Raw genomic sequence first — 16603 nt, 5'->3', positions numbered from 1 at the left:
CTACGGTGCTTACAGGTCCAGCAACAGGCGTGCAGGATCTTCCAGCGCTTCTTTCATCGCCACCAGGCCCAGGACGGCTTCGCGGCCGTCGATGATGCGGTGGTCGTAGGACATGGCCAGGTAGTTCATCGGACGTACCACGATCTGGCCGTTTTCGACCACGGCGCGGTCCTTGGTCGCATGCACGCCCAGGATGGCCGATTGTGGCGGGTTGATGATCGGGGTCGACAGCATGGAGCCGAAGGTGCCGCCGTTCGAGATCGAGAACGTGCCGCCCGTCAGGTCGTCCAGGGTCAGCTTGCCTTCCTTGGCTTTCGCGCCGAATTCACCGATTTTTTTCTCGATGTCGGCGATCGACAGCTGGTCCGCATTGCGGATGATAGGCACGACCAGGCCGCGTGGCGAACCGACAGCGATGCCGATGTCGAAGTAGCCGTGGTACAGGATGTCGTTGCCGTCAACGGAAGCGTTGATGATCGGGTATTTTTTCAGGGCGGCGACGGCGGCCTTGACGAAGAAGGACATGAAGCCCAGCTTGACGCCGTGCTCTTTCTCGAACTTGTCCTTGTACTTGTTGCGCAGGTCGATGACCGGCTGCATGTTCACTTCATTGAACGTCGTCAGGATGGCGTTCGTCGATTGCGATTGCAGCAGGCGCTCGGCGATACGTGCGCGCAGGCGGCTCATCGGCACGCGCTCTTCCGGACGGTCGCCCAGGCTGGCGATGGTCGGCGTGGCGACTTGCTGCAGCGCTGGCTTGGCAGCGGCTGGCGCCAGTGGCGCGACAGCTGGCTTGGCGGAAGCGGCCAGGGCGTCGCCCTTGGTCACGCGGCCATCTTTGCCGGAACCGGCGACGTCGCCAGCGGACAGGCCTTTTTCGGACAGGATCTTGGCAGCGGCAGGCATGGCGACATCGCCTTTGGTGGCAGCGGCTGGTGCCGACGCGTTAGCGGTGTCTTGCGCGGCGGCAGCCAGGGCTGGCGCAGGCACGGCCGACACTTCCATCGGGCTGACCTTGGCCGAGCCGTCGGTATCGATGATGGCGATGACTTCGCCGGCAACGACGGTGGCGCCGTCAGCCTTGATGATCTGCACGATCACGCCAGCGACGGGCGCCGGCAGTTCCAGCACCACTTTATCGGTTTCGATATCGATCATGTTTTCGTCGCGCGCAACTGGTTCGCCGACTTTCTTGTGCCATGCCAGCAGGGTCGCTTCTGCAACCGATTCCGACAACTGGGGAACTTTGACTTCGATTTGTGCCATGTAAAACTCCGTTTATTTTGTTATTGCGGCGCCGCCCCTGCGTAGCAAGGGCGGCGCTCCGTCACGATGTATGCGAACAGGCGCCATGCATACACATGGCGCCCGTTACCCTGCCACTTACTTGGTCAGGATAAAACCCTTCAGCTTCGAGAATGCCGTTTCCAGCAGATCTTTTTGCTGGGCGTAGTGCTTGTCATAATAACCGACAGCAGGCGACGCCGAAGCAGGACGGCCGGCGTAAGCCAGACGCTGACCCGATTCCAGGCCTTCGAAGATGTTGTGCTGGATCTGGAACCAGGCGCCCTGGTTTTGCGGCTCGTCCTGGGCCCATACGACTTCGACCAGGTTCGGGAACTTCTTCAGTTCAGCAGCGAACGACTTGTGCGGGAACGGATACAGCTGTTCCAGGCGCACGATGGCCGTGTCGGTCTGACCGCGTGTCTTGCGTGCGTTGACCAGGTCGTAGTAGACCTTGCCCGAGCAGGCGACGACGCGCTTGACTTTCTTGGCATCGATTTTGTCGTCGACTTCGCCGATGACGGTCTGGAAACCACCCTTGGCCAGATCGGTCAGCGGCGAACCGGCATCCTTGTTGCGCAACAGCGACTTCGGCGTCAGGATGACCAGCGGCTTGCGGAACTGGCGCACCATCTGGCGGCGCAGCAAATGGAAGATCTGCGCAGCCGTCGTCGGCTGCACCACTTGCATGTTGTTGTCTGCGCACAGCTGCAGGAAACGCTCTGGACGCGCGGACGAGTGCTCAGGACCCTGGCCTTCGTAACCGTGCGGCAGCATCATGACCAGGCCAGAAGCACGACCCCATTTCACTTCGCCGGAGCTGATGAATTGGTCGATTACCACTTGCGCGCCGTTGGCGAAGTCGCCGAACTGGGCTTCCCAGATCGTCAGCGTGTTCGGTTCAGCGGTCGAGTAGCCGTATTCGAAGGCCAGTACGGCTTCTTCGGACAGCACCGAGTCGATGACGGTGAACGGCGCCTGGTTTTCCGAGACGTTTTGCAGCGGAATGTAGGTACCGGCATCCCAGCGCTCGCGGTTTTGATCGTGCAAGACGGCGTGACGGTGCACGAAGGTACCGCGGCCGGCATCCTGGCCCGTCAGGCGGATGGCGTAGCCGGACGAGACCAGCGATGCGTAGGCCAGGTGTTCGCCCATGCCCCAGTCCAGGTTCATTTCGCCACGGCCCATGGTGCCACGGTCGCCCAGTACTTTTTCAACCAGCGAGTGGACCTTGAAGTCTTCCGGCACGCTGGTGATGCGGGTGGCCAGGCGTTTCAGTTCCGTCATCGGCACGGCGGTGTCGGCCGAATCGGTCCATTTCTTGTTCAGGAACGGCAGCCAGTCGACGGCGTACTTGTTCTTGAAGTTCGAGATGACCGGATCGACGGTATGCTTGCCGGCGTCCATGGCGTCGCGGAAAGCGGCCACCATCTTGTCGCCGCCATCGGCAGGGATCACGCCTTGCGCTACCAGCTTGTCCGCGTACAGCTTGCGGGTGCCTGGATGCTGGCCGATCTTCTTGTACATCAGTGGCTGCGTCAGTGCCGGCGTATCTTGCTCGTTGTGGCCAAGTTTACGGTAGCAGATGATGTCGAGGACGATGTCCTTCTTGAATTCCATGCGATAGTCGAGCGCGATTTGCGTCGCCAGCACCACGGCTTCAGGATCATCGGCATTGATGTGCAGGACCGGTGCTTCGATCATCTTGACGACGTCCGAGCAGTACAGGGTCGAGCGGGCATCGCGCGGGTCCGAGGTGGTGAAACCGATCTGGTTGTTGATCACGATATGCACCGTGCCGCCCGTATGGTAGCCACGGGTTTGCGCCAGATTCAGCGTTTCCATGACCACGCCCTGGCCGGCGAAAGCGGCATCGCCGTGCACCAGGATAGGCAGCACCTGCGCGCCCTGCGCGTCGCCGCGGCGATCCATGCGGGCCTTGACGGAACCTTCGACCACAGGGTTGACGATTTCCAGGTGCGACGGGTTGAACGCCAGCGACAGGTGGACCGGGCCGCCTGCGGTGGAGATGTCCGACGAGAAGCCTTGATGATACTTCACGTCGCCGGCAGGCAGGTCGTCGCCATGCTTGCCTTCGAATTCTTCGAACAGTTCCTGTGGCGCCTTGCCCAGGGTGTTCACGAGTACGTTCAGGCGGCCGCGGTGGGCCATGCCGATGACGATTTCCTGCACGCCTTTTTCGCCGGCGCGCTGGATGGTTTCATCCATCGAGGCGATGAAGGTTTCGCCGCCTTCCAGGGAGAAGCGCTTCTGGCCAACGTAACGGGTGTGCAGATAGCGTTCCAGGCCTTCAGCCGCGGTCAGGCGGTCGAGGATGTGGATTTTTTTCTCTGGGGTGAAATTCGGGGTGGAGCGGATCGATTCCAGTTTCTCTTGCAACCAGCGCTTTTCGGCCGGATCGGAGATGTACATGAATTCGGCACCGATCGAACGCGTGTAGGTGTCGCGCAGATAGTTCAGCAGATCGCGCAGGGTGGCGGTCTCGGGGCCAAAATAGGTATTGCTGATGTTGAACACGGTGTCCATGTCAGCGTCGGTGAAACCGTAGAAGCTCGGCTCGAGCTCAGGGATCATCGGACGTTCCTGGCGTTGCAGCGGATCCAGATTGGCCCAGTGCGAACCGAGGTAGCGGTAAGCGGCGATCAGTTGCGTTGCAGCAACACGTTTGCGGCCCATTTCAGCATCGAAGGAAGCGGTCACTGTGCGGATCGGACCAGCTTTTGCGCGCTCGGCGAACGAGGCGACGACGGAGGCATGCGCCACGTCAGGCTTGTTGCTGCCGTCGACTGCAGGCACGTGCTGCATCGCGTCGAAGTAGGAGCGCCAGTTATCGGGTACCGAGCCTGGATTGTTCAGATACGCTTCGTACAGGTCTTCCACGTACGGAGCATTCCCACCAAACAGGTAGGAGTTGGTCGTTAATTGCTGCATATATTGCTCACCTTTCTTCGCGTTTCGCGAGGAATTAGCGGGTTAATCTAACCTTCCGCGACACGGCCTGACCGGTTAGCGGATTGCACATCAAGTTGTGGGGAAGGGCTTTTTTATTGCACCAGCATTCTGCATACCGTCATTTAGAATAGCACGCGGTATTGTAACGCAACAACGGCTAGTTGAATTTATTTGGCAAGCAAATGTAAGCTGGGTGCTTGATTTTCCCGGGCTTGCCAGCCTGTTACTGTTGCGCTTACGGCACTTTCAGGCTCGCGCTGGCGTGCCGCTTGCGCCCGACTGGTCTGCCCGATGACGGCGCCGCCGCGATGGCCGCCAGCCAATCGGCATCGCCGGCAAACCACTCGACCAGGAAGTCGAGCATGGTGCGCAGCAGCGGCGACATGTGCTGGCGCGAGGTGTAGATGCCGTAGATGCCCATGTCCTGCGGCACGTAAGCGGGCAGCAGCTCCACCAGTTGCCCGCTGGCGATCAGCGGCGCGGCCGAATAGCGCGGCTGCATGGCGATGCCCGCCCCCGCCACCGTCGCCACCAGCAGCACCAGCGATTCATTCGCCGACAGGCGGCCGCTGACGGGGACAGTGAGCGCTTCCCCGTCGTGCGTGAACTGCCACAGGCTCTTGCCGAAATACGTATAGGTCAGGCAGTTATGCAGGGCCAGGTCTTGCGCCCGGCGCGGCGTGCCATGCGCCGCCAGATACGATGGTGCAGCGCACACCACCGAGGCGCAACTGGCCAGCTGGCGCGCGATCAGGTTCGGTTCGAGCGCGTTCGTGATGCGGATCGCCAGGTCGATGCGCTGCTCCACCAGGTTGACGGCGCGGTTCTCCATCTGCAGGTCGACTGCGGCGCGCGGGTAGCGCTGCAGGTAAGCGGTCACTGCGCCAGCGAGGGCCGTCTGCGCCAGCGATTGCGAGCAGGTAATGCGCAGCAAGCCGTGCGGCGTGTCGATCTCCCCGGGCGATGCAACGGCCATGGCGCCGGCCACTTCCAGCATCTGGCGGCAGCGCGCCAGAGTCGCCTCGCCCGCATCCGTCAGGCTCAAACGACGCGTGGTGCGATGCAGCAGACGCGCCCCAGCCCACTGCTCCATCTCGGCCAGGTAACGCGTCACCATGGCGCGCGACATGTCGAGCGCCTCGCTGGCGGCCACCATGCTGCCGCGCTCGGCGATGGCGACAAATACCTGTGCGGCGGTTATGCGGTCCATTTGTGCGCCTTCATTGATTCGTCCGATCCGTGCAACTAAGTATTGCAATCTACCCTATTTGTCGCATTTGGTCGAAAGGATAATATGCAGCAAGAGTATCGAATATTGAAAGAATCCTATGCTGGCACGCGCCGCCCGCCCCTCCGGCACCCTTGACGCCTTTCGCCTGGACGTGTTGGGCTGCGCACCCTCCACCTCATTACTGTTAAGTGGGGTGACGGACGCCATCCTGATCAACGCCCAGTTCCTGCGCAACGATGCGGCGCAGTTAGCGCACACCATCGCCGCCAGCGGCAAGCGCCTGACCACCATCTATATCAGTGCGGCCGAACCGCAAGCCTATTTCGGCCTGGGTGTATTGCAGCAAGCCTTTCCGCAAGCCCACATCCTCGCCAGCGGCGCCACGGTCGAGGCGATCCGCCGCCAGGCCGGTGCCAGGGTCGCCCACTGGGGCGGCATCCTCAAACACAATGCGCCGCGCTGCATCGTCATGCCCCAGCCCTATGACGGCACCAGCCTGCAACTCGAGGGGCGGCACGTCGAACTGCATCACCTGGAAGCGGCATTCAACTGACACAAGCCGCCCTACAAGGCGACCAGGAAGCGCTCATACTCTTGCGCGCTGCGCGCCAGCCGCTCGGCATAGCCCTCCTCCTTCGGCCCGTCTTCCGCACCATAAAAAGCAAAGAAGCGGCGGCTGTCAGCGCCGATATACGCCAGAGTGACATCGAACGGCGCCAGCAGCTGCGCCAGGGTGACGTTCCACTTGCCTTGTGGCGTGAAGTCCGCCTGCCGGATGCCGGCCGTGACGGCCAGCGCCACCTTGCGGTCCTGGAAGGCATCGCCGCCCGTGCCGTAGGCCCATCCATACGCCAGCACCTCATCGAGCCACTGCTTCATCATGGGCGGACAGTTAAACCAGTACACGGGGAACTGCAAGACCACATTGGCGTGCGCCTCCACCAGCGCCTGTTCGCGCGCCACATCAATTTTTCCGTCCGGATAAGCCTGGTACACATCATGAATGGTGTAACGCTCAGGATACTGCGCCAGTTCCTGCAGCCAGCGCTTGTTGGCCACCGACGTGGCGATGGAGGGATGGAAGACGATTACGAGGGTTTTCATCATGCTGCTTTCCTGAAGTGAAATGGATGCACCGGCCCGCATGCACAGGAAAGCAGGCAAGCCGGTACCCTGCCCCGAGGCGCGCAGCACGTGACCGCGCCCCCCCCCCAGAGGCAGAAACAGCATAGCCATTGCGAGTACTTTCCACAAGTACGCACATTGACTGCTCATACAGTAAGAAAAGTAAGCTTCAAGACCGCAAAAAATCACTTGAGCAAGCGTATCCGGATCAGACTGGCTGGTGCCGTTCGCCCCACGCGCACAGGGTGTGCAGCACGGGGATCAGCGAGGTGCCCTTGCTGGACAGCGAGTATTCAACCTTGGGCGGCACTTGCGGATATTCCTTGCGAACGATCAGCGCATCGGCTTCCAGCTCCTTCAGCACGACGCTGAGGGTCTTGAAGGCGATGCCACCGAGATGGCGCTTGAGTTCGTTGTGCCGCAGCACCGTGTTTTCCGCCAGCGCATACAGGATCAGCATCTTGTATTTGCCGCCGATCAGCGACAAGGTGTAGCCAAATGCCGTATCGCCCAGGGCCACGCCGCCGGGGGCGCAGGTTTCTTCATTCATCGCGTTGTGCTTCCTGTTGATCCAGGGGTTGAGCATAACAGCCCGGCATAAAAAAACGGGCCGAAGCCCGTTTTTTTATGCTCGATACCGCTCTGGATTAACGCTTGTCCAGTGGCAGTACTTCGCGCGTGGTCGAACCGACGAACAGCTGGCGCGGACGGCCGATTTTCTGTTCTGGGTCGGCGATCATTTCGTTCCACTGGGCGATCCAGCCGATCGTACGGGCCATGGCGAAGATACCGGTAAACAGCGATACCGGGATGCCCAGCGCCGATTGCACGATGCCCGAGTAGAAGTCGACGTTCGGGTACAGTTTGCGCGACACGAAGTAGTCGTCGTTCAGTGCAATCTTTTCCAGTTCCATCGCCAGCTTGAACAGCGGGTCGTCTTGCAGACCCAGTTCTTGCAGCACTTCGTAGCAGGTTTCACGCATCAGCTTGGCGCGTGGATCGAAGTTTTTGTACACGCGGTGGCCAAAGCCCATCAGCTTGACGCCGGAGTTCTTGTCCTTGACTTGCTCGATGAAGGCAGGGATGTTCTCGACGGTGCCGATTTCTTTCAGCATGTTGAGTGCCGCTTCGTTGGCGCCGCCGTGGGCAGGGCCCCACAGGCAGGCGATACCGGCAGCGATACAGGCAAACGGGTTGGCGCCCGACGAACCGGCCAGACGGACGGTCGAAGTCGATGCGTTTTGCTCGTGGTCCGCGTGCAGAATCAGGATGCGGTCCAAGGCGCGCACCAGCACGTCGTTGACCTTGTACTCTTCGCACGGATTGGCGAACATCATGTGCATGAAGTTGGCGCTGTACGACAGGTCGTTGCGGGGGTACACGAACGGCTGGCCGACCGAGTACTTGTAGGTCATGGCGACCAGGGTTGGCATCTTGGCGATCAGGCGGATGGCCGACACTTCGCGGTGATGCGGGTCGTTGATGTCCAGCGAATCATGGTAGAACGATGCCAGCGCGCCGACGGTGCCCACCAGGACCGACATCGGATGCGCGTCGCGGCGGAAGCCACGGAAGAAGAATTGCATCTGTTCGTGCACCATCGTGTGCTTGGTGACGGTGTCGACGAACTTGGCTTTCTGTGCCGCGTTCGGCAGTTCGCCGTTCAGCAGCAGGTAGCACGATTCCATGAAGTCGGCGTTGACGGCCAATTGTTCGATCGGGTAACCACGGTACAGCAGCTCGCCCTTGTCGCCGTCGATGTAGGTGATCGACGAGTTGCAGGCGGCCGTCGACATAAAGCCTGGGTCGTAGGTGAACTTGCCGCTACCGGCGTACAGTTTGCGGATGTCGATGACGTCCGGGCCAACCGTGCCTTTGTAGATTGGAAATTCAAGCGATGGGCTGCCATCGGAGAACGACAGGGTAGCTTTTGTGTCAGAGATATTCATGGGCTCTTCCTTCTCGGGAGTGAGTCGAAATAAAAAATCAAAAATTCTGGCTGCAATTCGCACCGCAATTCGGCAGTGCTACAGCGCGCCACTCGCACCGTTTGCAATATATCGCCCAGGCGTCTAGGCAATGCGCAGTCGTTGCAGCAGTGCGCGCACATGCGGCAGATCGACTTCGCCTTCCGGCTCTTTACGGGCCAGTACCAGATCCATTAACGCATTGTCCGATAAATCCAGCAAACGCGTCAGCGCGTCAACTTCTTCATCGGTCAATTCGGTTTCATACGCATCGAGAAAACGGGTCAGGATAATGTCGTTTTCCAGCAAGCCACGGCGTGAACGCCAGCGCAGGCGGGCGCGGTTGGCCGGGTCGGCCTGATGCGAGGACAAAATTGATTCTGTCATTTGGTTTACCACTTTACGGGTGCCTTGCGGCACGGTACTGCTTTGCAGGCGCCGCCTGCAGGCAAGAGAGGATACCCTCTTCCCGCAAACGGCGCCCGGCGGATGCGATCAGACGAATCAGATCGCGCGGCGGACCATCAATTCCTTGATCTTGCCGATCGCCTTGTTCGGGTTCAAGCCTTTCGGGCAAACGTCGACGCAGTTCATGATCGAATGGCAGCGGAACAGGCGGTACGGGTCTTCCAGGTTGTCCAGACGCGCACCGGTGGCTTCGTCGCGCGAATCGGCGATGAAGCGGTAGGCTTGCAGCAGGCCTGCAGGACCGACGAATTTGTCCGGATTCCACCAGAACGACGGGCACGACGTGGAGCAGCATGCGCACAGGATGCACTCGTACAGGCCATCGAGTTCTTCGCGCTGCTCCGGCGACTGCAGGCGTTCTTTTTCAGGCGGGATCGAATCGTTGATCAGGAACGGCTTGATCGAATCGTACTGCTTGAAAAATTGCGTCATGTCGACGATCAGATCGCGAATGACCGGCAAACCTGGCAACGGACGCAGCACGATAGGCTCCGACAGTTCGTTCAGGTTGGTGGTGCATGCCAGGCCGTTCTTGCCGTTGATGTTCATCGCGTCCGAACCGCACACGCCTTCGCGGCACGAGCGGCGCAGGGCCAGCGAGTCATCGACGTCCGCCTTGATGCGCTGCAGTGCATCGAGCAGCATCTTGTCGGTGTCTTTCAGTTCGACCGTCAGGTCTTGCATGTACGGCTTGGCATCCTGGTCAGGATCGTAGCGGTAGATTTTGAATTTGAGAGTGCGTGCCATGGTATAGCCTTAGAAAGTACGTGGTTTCGGTTTGAAGGTATCAACCGTCAGCGGCTTGGTCACGACTGGCTTGTATGCCAGTCGGTTGCCTTCCGAATACCACAGAGTGTGCTTCATCCAGTTGTCGTCGTCACGTTGCGGATAGTCGTCCTGGGCGTGGGCGCCGCGCGATTCCTTGCGCGCTGCTGCCGAAACGATGGTCGCTTTCGCCGTTTCGATCAGATTGTCCAGTTCCAGCGCTTCCACGCGGGCCGTGTTGAAGACCATCGATTTATCCTTGAAGGAGACGTGCTTGCGGCGCTCGTCGAGCTTCATGATTTCTTCGACGCCCTTGTTCAGCATCTCGTCGGTACGGAACACGCCGCAGTACTTCTGCATCGTTGCGCGGATGTCGTTCGCCACGCCCTGCACGGTTTCCGTGCCGGTCGAGTTTTCCAGGCGCGCCAGGCGGCCCATGGCAAATTCGGCAGCATCGGCTGGCAAAGGCTTGTTTTCCTTGGCTTTCAGGCCACTGTTGACGATGTGGTTGCCGGCCGCGCGGCCGAAGACCACCAGGTCGAGCAGCGAGTTCGTGCCCAGGCGGTTGGCGCCGTGCACCGACACGCAGGCGCATTCGCCGATCGCGTACAGACCGTTGACGACTTGCGCCGAATTATCCGGACCGGTCGGGGTGACGACCTGGCCGTGGATGTTCGTTGGAATGCCGCCCATCTGGTAGTGAATCGTCGGCACGACAGGAATCGGTTCCTTGGTGGCGTCGACGTTGGCGAACTTGTGGCCGATTTCCAGGATCGACGGCAGGCGCTTGGCGATGGTGTCGGCGCCGATATGGCGCAGATCCAGCATCACGTGGTCCTTGTTCGGACCGCAGCCGCGGCCTTCCTTGATTTCCTGGTCCATCGAACGCGAGACGAAGTCGCGCGGCGCCAGATCCTTCAGGGTCGGCGCATAGCGCTCCATGAAGCGTTCGCCTTCGCTATTGATCAGGATGCCGCCTTCGCCGCGCACGCCTTCGGTGATCAAGACGCCCGCGCCGGCCACGCCGGTCGGGTGGAACTGCCAGAATTCCATGTCTTGCAGCGGCAGGCCGGCGCGTGCCGCCATGCCCATGCCGTCGCCGGTGTTGATGAAGGCATTCGTCGAGGCGGCGAAGATGCGGCCTGCGCCACCCGTTGCCATCACCGTCGTCTTTGCTTCCAGGATCATGCATTCGCCGGTTTCCATTTCCAGCGCCACAACACCAATCACGTCGCCTTCGGCGTCACGGATCAGGTCGATTGCCATCCATTCGACGAAGAAGTGCGTACGCGCGCGGACGTTGCGCTGGTACAGCGTGTGCAACAGGGCGTGACCGGTACGGTCAGCTGCCGCGCAGGCGCGCTGCACCGGCTTTTCGCCGAAGTGGGCCGTGTGGCCGCCGAAGGGACGCTGATAGATGGTGCCGTCAGGGTTGCGGTCGAATGGCATGCCGAAGTGTTCCAGTTCGTACACGACTTTCGGTGCTTCGCGGCACATGAATTCGATGGCATCCTGGTCGCCCAGATAGTCGCCACCCTTGACGGTGTCGAACATGTGCCAGAACCAGTTGTCTTCAGCCATGTTGCCGAGCGACGCGCCGATACCGCCCTGCGCCGCCACGGTGTGCGAGCGGGTCGGGAAAACTTTCGACAGGACAGCGACGTTCAGACCGGCTTCAGCCAGTTGCAACGACGCGCGCATGCCGGAACCGCCGGCGCCAACGATGACCGCATCAAAGCGGCGGGTAGGAATTGCAGATTTATATGCTGCCACGATTACACACTCCAGAGTATCTGCACCGTCCAAGCGGCACAAGCGATCAACCACAGCATGGTGGCAATTTGCAGCGTCAGACGGAGGCCAGCGCTTTTCACGTAGTCCATCCAGATGTCGCGTACGCCAACCCATGCGTGGTAAAACAGGGCGACGAAAGTCACCAGGCTGAACAATTTAAACCACTGCTGCGCAAACAAACCGGCCCAGCCTTCATAGCTGAAGTTGCTGCCGGTGAGGAAGGAAATCAGCAGGATGGCCACATAAGCCACCATGACGATGGCGGTGACGCGTTGCGCCAGCCAGTCGCGCAAGCCGTAATGGGCACCGACGACGAGGCGTTTCGGTCCGATGTTATTGTCTGCCATTAAAATACTCCAAACAGTTTCAAAGCGACCAATGCCGTCAACACCACGCTCACGACCAGTACGGACGTCGCGGTCTTGCGTGCCGAATCTTTTTCGATGGCAACGTGCACATCCATGAACAGGTGGCGGATGCCGGCGCAGAAGTGGTGCAGGAAGGCCCAGACCAGAGCCAGGGTGATCAGCTTGACGAACCAGTGCGAGGCGATGCCCTGGAAGTAAGCGTAGGACATTTCGGAACGCAAGCTCAGTTCCAGCATGTACAGGATGCAGGGCAGCAGGGCGAACATGATGAAACCGCTGATGCGATGCAGGATCGAGACGATGGCGCCGACAGCCATGCGGTAGTTCGACAATTCGGTAACATGAATGTTACGGAATTCCGGCCGTTCTTTTTTTGGTACTTCTCTTACGGCTTCAGACATAACAAAAACCTCCCCTTGATAACTAAATATTGAAGCGAAGCCGCGATTTTCGCCGATTTTCGCAACCCACACCAATATCTATTGTTGCATATAACCAAAATGGTTTTTTACTACAAAATATCGCGCTACTTTCCGTAGTTCACGTAATTTAATTACAGAATCGCCGGCAAAGCACGGCCCGCCGGAGCGGGCCATGCTTTAGCTGCGCTTTCTGCTGTCTCCGCTGCCCGCCTTGCGGCAGGCATCTTGCAAGCGATGCACTTCAGCCTTGCTGCTTGTCCGGGCACCCGCAGGCGCCCCGCCGCTTCAGCTGAGTTCATTCTGATAATGATGGCGACTGGTCAGATACAAGCCCCGGCGCAGTTCGACCGGCTTGTCGCCGTAGGTAAACGACACGCGCTCGGAACTGAGCAAGGGCGTGCCGAGGTCAATATTTAACAATTGCGCGGCGCCCGCGTCGGCACACACGGCGCGGATCTGCTCGGACGCGCGGATCATGCGCGTGCCGAATTCCGTTTCGAACAGGCCGTACATGGGCCCCTTGTATTCGACCAGGCGCTCGGCCGTCAGGCCCTTGAAGATCAGGCCGGGCAGCCACAGCTCCTCGACGATGGTCGGCACGCCGTCGAAATACTGCACGCGCTTGATGAAGATGACGGCGTCGCCGGACTTCAGATCCATCAGGCGCGCCACGTCGGCCGGCGCGCGCACGCGCTTGACTTCGATAAATTTACTTTCGGGATAATGCGGCACGCCTTCGTCCGGCACCAGGCGCAGGAAGCGGAAATGCGCGCGCGCCTCATGGTGGGTGGAAACGAAGGTGCCCTTGCCCTGGCGGCGCATGACGAGGTTCTCGGCGGCCAGTTCATCGATGGCCTTGCGCACCGTGCCCTGGCTGACCTTGAAGCGCCCTGCCAGCTCGACTTCGCTGGGAATGAGCTCGCCCGGCTTCCACTCGCCCGATTGCAGGCTCTGCGTAATGAGCGCCTTGATCTGCTGGTACAGGGGACTGAAGGTGGGTGCAGCGCTGGCGACGGGCATCGCCGTAGTGGTATTGCTGCTGGCCACTGCGGTGACGGGCGTGCTGGCCACTGCGGTGACGGGCGTGCTGGCCGCTGCGGCGACGGGCGTGGCCGGGGCGCCCGCGGTCGGACTGACCGCCCCGCTTGCAGCAGTGGCATTGTTGGTCAGATTGGACGAGGCGGGATTCATAGTCCGACATTTCAACACAAATCACTGCCCGCGTCCAGTAAAACACTCGTAGTTATCTGTCTTATATAAGACATAAGATATGATTGACAGATACAGATCGGAGGCCTAAACTGCCCTCGATAAAACTTCTGAGCCAGCGTTTTATGTTGTCGGCCAGCCACTCTGGCCTCGTGCAGCACGAGCGTGACGGCAGCGTACACCAGCAATTCGGTGGCGCGTGCCGGTTTTGGTATCATTATAGTTTTCCCGGATAAGCGTAAGCCCAGCTTCAAGCCCGTTTTCTTTCCCACTTTGGAGATTCATCATGGCTAAAACCCCAATGCGTGTTGCAGTGACCGGCGCCGCCGGCCAGATCGGCTACGCCCTGTTGTTCCGCATCGCCAATGGCGACATGCTCGGCAAAGACCAGCCTGTCATCTTGCAACTGCTTGAAATCCCGGACGAAAAAGCCCAGAAGGCGCTCAAGGGCGTGATGATGGAAATCGACGACTGCGCCTTCCCGCTGCTGACGGAAATGACCGCCCACTCCGATCCGCTGACCGCATTCAAGGATGTCGACGTGGCCGTACTGGTCGGCGCGCGTCCACGCGGCCCAGGCATGGAACGCAAGGACCTGCTGGAAGCGAACGCGCAGATCTTCACGGTACAAGGCAAGGCGCTCGACGCCGTCGCTTCGCGCAATGTCAAAGTCCTGGTGGTCGGCAACCCTGCCAACACCAACGCTTACATCGCCATGAAATCGGCACCATCGCTGCCGGCGAAAAACTTCACCGCCATGCTGCGCCTGGACCACAACCGCGCGCTGTCGCAAGTCGCGGCCAAGACCGGCACCGCCGTCAAGGATATCGAGAAGCTGACCGTCTGGGGCAACCACTCGCCAACCATGTACGCCGACTACCGTTTCGCCACCGTCAACGGCAAGGCCGTCAAGGACCTGATCAACGATCAGGAATGGAATGCCAACACCTTCCTGCCGACCGTCGGCAAGCGCGGCGCGGCCATCATCGAAGCGCGCGGCCTGTCGTCGGCAGCGTCGGCAGCGAACGCCGCCATCGACCACATCCATGACTGGATGCTGGGCACGGCTGGCAAGTGGACCACCATGGGCGTACCTTCCGATGGCTCGTATGGCATCCCTGAAGGCACCGTGTTCGGCTTCCCGGTCACCACCGACAACGGTGAGTACACCATCGTTCAAGGTCTGGAAATCGATGCATTCTCGCAAGAGCGCATCAACCTGACCCTGAAAGAACTGACCGAAGAGCGCGAAGGCGTGAAACACCTGCTGGCATAAATCCAGTATTGGCGGCGCGGCCTGAGCGCCGCCCGCCAAGAAGGCCGCCCCGCGAGATTCGCGGCGCGGCTGTTTTATCAAGTAGTCTTTACCTGCAGAAATGCCTTAAGCATGCACCCTTCCGAGGTTTTATTCCAAGGCAAACGCCAGCCGCTGTTGCTCGCCGCTTGCGACCACTACGCCGGCTCTGAAAAGCTGATGCGTAAATCGATTGCTTTGCAACAAGAGCTTGGGCCCCTGTTCGACATCACGTTCGACTGCGAAGACGGCGCCAGCGCCGGCAATGAAGAGTCGCACGCCCACATGATCGCCGGCCTGCTGGCCAGCGACGAGAACCAGTTCAACCGCATCGGCGTGCGCGTGCACGACGTCGACAGCCCGTTTTTCGCGCGCGACGTGGAAATCATCTGCAGCGCCGCGGCCCGCCTGGCCTACATCGCCGTGCCCAAGGTGGGCGGCGTGCAAGATGCCATGCTGGCCATCGACCTGATCAACCTGCATGCACGCCGCGCCGGCCGCGACAACCTGCCCGTGCACATCCTGATCGAAACGCATGGCGCACTGCGCGACGCCTACGCCATCGCCGCCCTGCCCCAGGTCGAATGCCTGTCCTTCGGCATCATGGATTTCGTCTCGGCCCATTACGGTGCCATTCCCGCCGCCGCCATGCGCACGCCGGGCCAGTTTACGCACCCGCTGGTGGTGCGCGCCAAGCTCGAAGTGGCGGCCGCCTGCCACGCGCACGGCAAGGTGCCGTCGCATAACGTGACGACGGACGTGCGCGATTCGGCCGTGGTGGCGAATGACGCCCAGCGCGCGACGGCCGAGTTCGGCTACACGCGCATGTGGAGCATCCACCCGGACCAGATCAAGCCCATCATCAAGGCCTTCACGCCGCGCCTGTCCGAAGTCAACGAGGCCAGCAACATCCTGAATGAAGCGCTGCGCGCCAACTGGGGACCGATTGCGCAAAATGGCCGCTTGCATGACCGCGCCAGCTACCGATATTATTGGACCGTTTTGCAACGCGCCAAACTGGCGGGCCTCGGCCTGCCCGAGGCGGCCGCTGCATTACTCAACGCCCCCTCTTCCAGCATCACTGAAAACTGACAGGAATTACACGATGTCCCTCTCCAAATTAGCCATTGCCTGCAGCGTCGCGCTGGGCGCCATGACCCTCACGCTGGCGCCAGCCAGCTTCGCCGCCACGGCAGAGGCAAATCCGAAGGCAGTCAAGGCCAAGCCAAAGGCCAAGACCACCAAGGCCAAGGCGGCCGTCAAGGAAGCCCATCCGCTCGCCATGTCGGTCGCCGACAAGGAAGAAGCCGATGAACCGAGCACCACAGGCTCGGCCTCCACCGATTTCAATTGTGAACTTGGTAATAAAATTACCATCTACACCAATGCTACTGACGACAAACACATCGCCCTGCGCTGGAAGAAGCGCCTGCACCGCCTGAGCCGCGTTGGCACCACCACCGGCGCCAACCGCTTCGAGAACCGCTTGTACGGCCTGGTCTGGATCGGTATCCCGGCCAAAGGCATGCTGCTCGATTCCAAGCAGGGCCGCCAACTGGCCAATGAATGCAAGGATGCGGAGCAAGCCAAGCCGGCAGCCTTGGTGGAAGCCCCGCCATCGCTGGGCGTCTTGCCAGTCACCGGCGGCTGATGTGCGTAGCAAGGGCCTCTTCGGGGGCTCAGTCATGTTTTGTAATTTGAAT

Annotated in this window: 16 protein-coding genes; 4 read left to right on the top strand and 12 right to left on the bottom strand. The window is 60.4% G+C overall.

Annotated features, from left to right (window positions below; genetic code table 11):
• Positions 1-9: 9 nt before the first annotated feature.
• From odhB to ACP7EG_RS02195, 3 genes are all read right to left on the bottom strand, one after another.
• Complete coding sequence (odhB, locus tag ACP7EG_RS02205; protein ID WP_096236911.1) at positions 10-1266, bottom strand: 2-oxoglutarate dehydrogenase complex dihydrolipoyllysine-residue succinyltransferase; 1257 nt, start codon at positions 1264-1266, stop codon at positions 10-12.
• 117 nt (positions 1267-1383) lie between these two features.
• Positions 1384-4236: a 2-oxoglutarate dehydrogenase E1 component gene (locus ACP7EG_RS02200; RefSeq protein WP_426086246.1), complete on the bottom strand. Its 2853-nt coding sequence runs from the start codon at positions 4234-4236 to the stop codon at positions 1384-1386.
• Positions 4237-4492: 256 nt separating this feature from the next.
• Entirely contained in the window at positions 4493-5467 is a 975-nt protein-coding gene (locus tag ACP7EG_RS02195) for a LysR family transcriptional regulator (protein WP_426086245.1), read from the bottom strand.
• 118 nt (positions 5468-5585) lie between these two features.
• Between ACP7EG_RS02195 and ACP7EG_RS02190 the strand changes: the two genes are divergently transcribed.
• The gene (locus ACP7EG_RS02190; RefSeq protein ID WP_426086244.1) at positions 5586-6041 is read left to right on the top strand and encodes a hypothetical protein; all 456 of its coding nucleotides are present in this window, start codon (positions 5586-5588) and stop codon (positions 6039-6041) included.
• A gap of 11 nt (positions 6042-6052) precedes the next feature.
• Here the strand turns inward: ACP7EG_RS02190 and ACP7EG_RS02185 are convergent, their stop codons facing one another.
• The 9 genes from ACP7EG_RS02185 to ACP7EG_RS02145 all read right to left on the bottom strand — a co-directional run bounded on the left by ACP7EG_RS02185 (position 6053) and on the right by ACP7EG_RS02145 (position 13417).
• Complete coding sequence (locus ACP7EG_RS02185) at positions 6053-6595, bottom strand: NAD(P)H-dependent oxidoreductase (RefSeq protein WP_426086243.1); 543 nt, start codon at positions 6593-6595, stop codon at positions 6053-6055.
• Between the two features lie 226 nt (positions 6596-6821).
• On the bottom strand, positions 6822-7163 hold the full coding sequence (locus ACP7EG_RS02180) for a winged helix-turn-helix transcriptional regulator (protein WP_282406456.1): 342 nt from the start codon (positions 7161-7163) through the stop codon (positions 6822-6824).
• Between the two features lie 97 nt (positions 7164-7260).
• Positions 7261-8562, bottom strand: a complete 1302-nt coding sequence (gene gltA, locus ACP7EG_RS02175; RefSeq protein WP_071076256.1) for a citrate synthase — start codon at positions 8560-8562, stop codon at positions 7261-7263.
• 123 nt (positions 8563-8685) lie between these two features.
• The gene (locus tag ACP7EG_RS02170; protein ID WP_034752073.1) at positions 8686-8967 is read right to left on the bottom strand and encodes a succinate dehydrogenase assembly factor 2; all 282 of its coding nucleotides are present in this window, start codon (positions 8965-8967) and stop codon (positions 8686-8688) included.
• 117 nt (positions 8968-9084) lie between these two features.
• Positions 9085-9795: a succinate dehydrogenase iron-sulfur subunit gene (locus ACP7EG_RS02165; protein ID WP_034752075.1), complete on the bottom strand. Its 711-nt coding sequence runs from the start codon at positions 9793-9795 to the stop codon at positions 9085-9087.
• Between the two features lie 9 nt (positions 9796-9804).
• A complete protein-coding gene (gene sdhA / locus ACP7EG_RS02160; RefSeq protein WP_096236929.1) occupies positions 9805-11586 on the bottom strand; it encodes a succinate dehydrogenase flavoprotein subunit in 1782 nt (593 codons plus the stop codon).
• A 2-nt stretch (positions 11587-11588) separates the two neighbouring features.
• A complete protein-coding gene (gene sdhD, locus ACP7EG_RS02155) occupies positions 11589-11954 on the bottom strand; it encodes a succinate dehydrogenase, hydrophobic membrane anchor protein (protein WP_071076254.1) in 366 nt (121 codons plus the stop codon).
• Complete coding sequence (sdhC, locus tag ACP7EG_RS02150; protein ID WP_096236932.1) at positions 11954-12376, bottom strand: succinate dehydrogenase, cytochrome b556 subunit; 423 nt, start codon at positions 12374-12376, stop codon at positions 11954-11956. Before sdhC ends, sdhD begins: the two co-directional genes overlap by 1 nt.
• 306 nt (positions 12377-12682) lie before the next feature.
• On the bottom strand, positions 12683-13417 hold the full coding sequence (locus ACP7EG_RS02145) for a GntR family transcriptional regulator (protein WP_426087120.1): 735 nt from the start codon (positions 13415-13417) through the stop codon (positions 12683-12685).
• Between the two features lie 475 nt (positions 13418-13892).
• Between ACP7EG_RS02145 and ACP7EG_RS02140 the strand changes: the two genes are divergently transcribed.
• From ACP7EG_RS02140 to ACP7EG_RS02130, 3 genes are all read left to right on the top strand, one after another.
• Positions 13893-14882, top strand: a complete 990-nt coding sequence (locus tag ACP7EG_RS02140) for a malate dehydrogenase (RefSeq protein ID WP_034789110.1) — start codon at positions 13893-13895, stop codon at positions 14880-14882.
• Between the two features lie 111 nt (positions 14883-14993).
• On the top strand, positions 14994-15992 hold the full coding sequence (locus ACP7EG_RS02135) for an HpcH/HpaI aldolase/citrate lyase family protein (protein ID WP_426086242.1): 999 nt from the start codon (positions 14994-14996) through the stop codon (positions 15990-15992).
• 13 nt (positions 15993-16005) lie between these two features.
• A complete protein-coding gene (locus ACP7EG_RS02130; RefSeq protein ID WP_426086241.1) occupies positions 16006-16551 on the top strand; it encodes a hypothetical protein in 546 nt (181 codons plus the stop codon).
• Positions 16552-16603: the final 52 nt, after the last annotated feature.

The sequence above is a fragment of the Janthinobacterium sp. PSPC1-1 genome, assembly GCF_049897625.1.
GTDB lineage: Bacteria > Pseudomonadota > Gammaproteobacteria > Burkholderiales > Burkholderiaceae_D > Janthinobacterium > Janthinobacterium tructae.
This window is presented reverse-complemented; position numbering and strand designations above follow the sequence as displayed.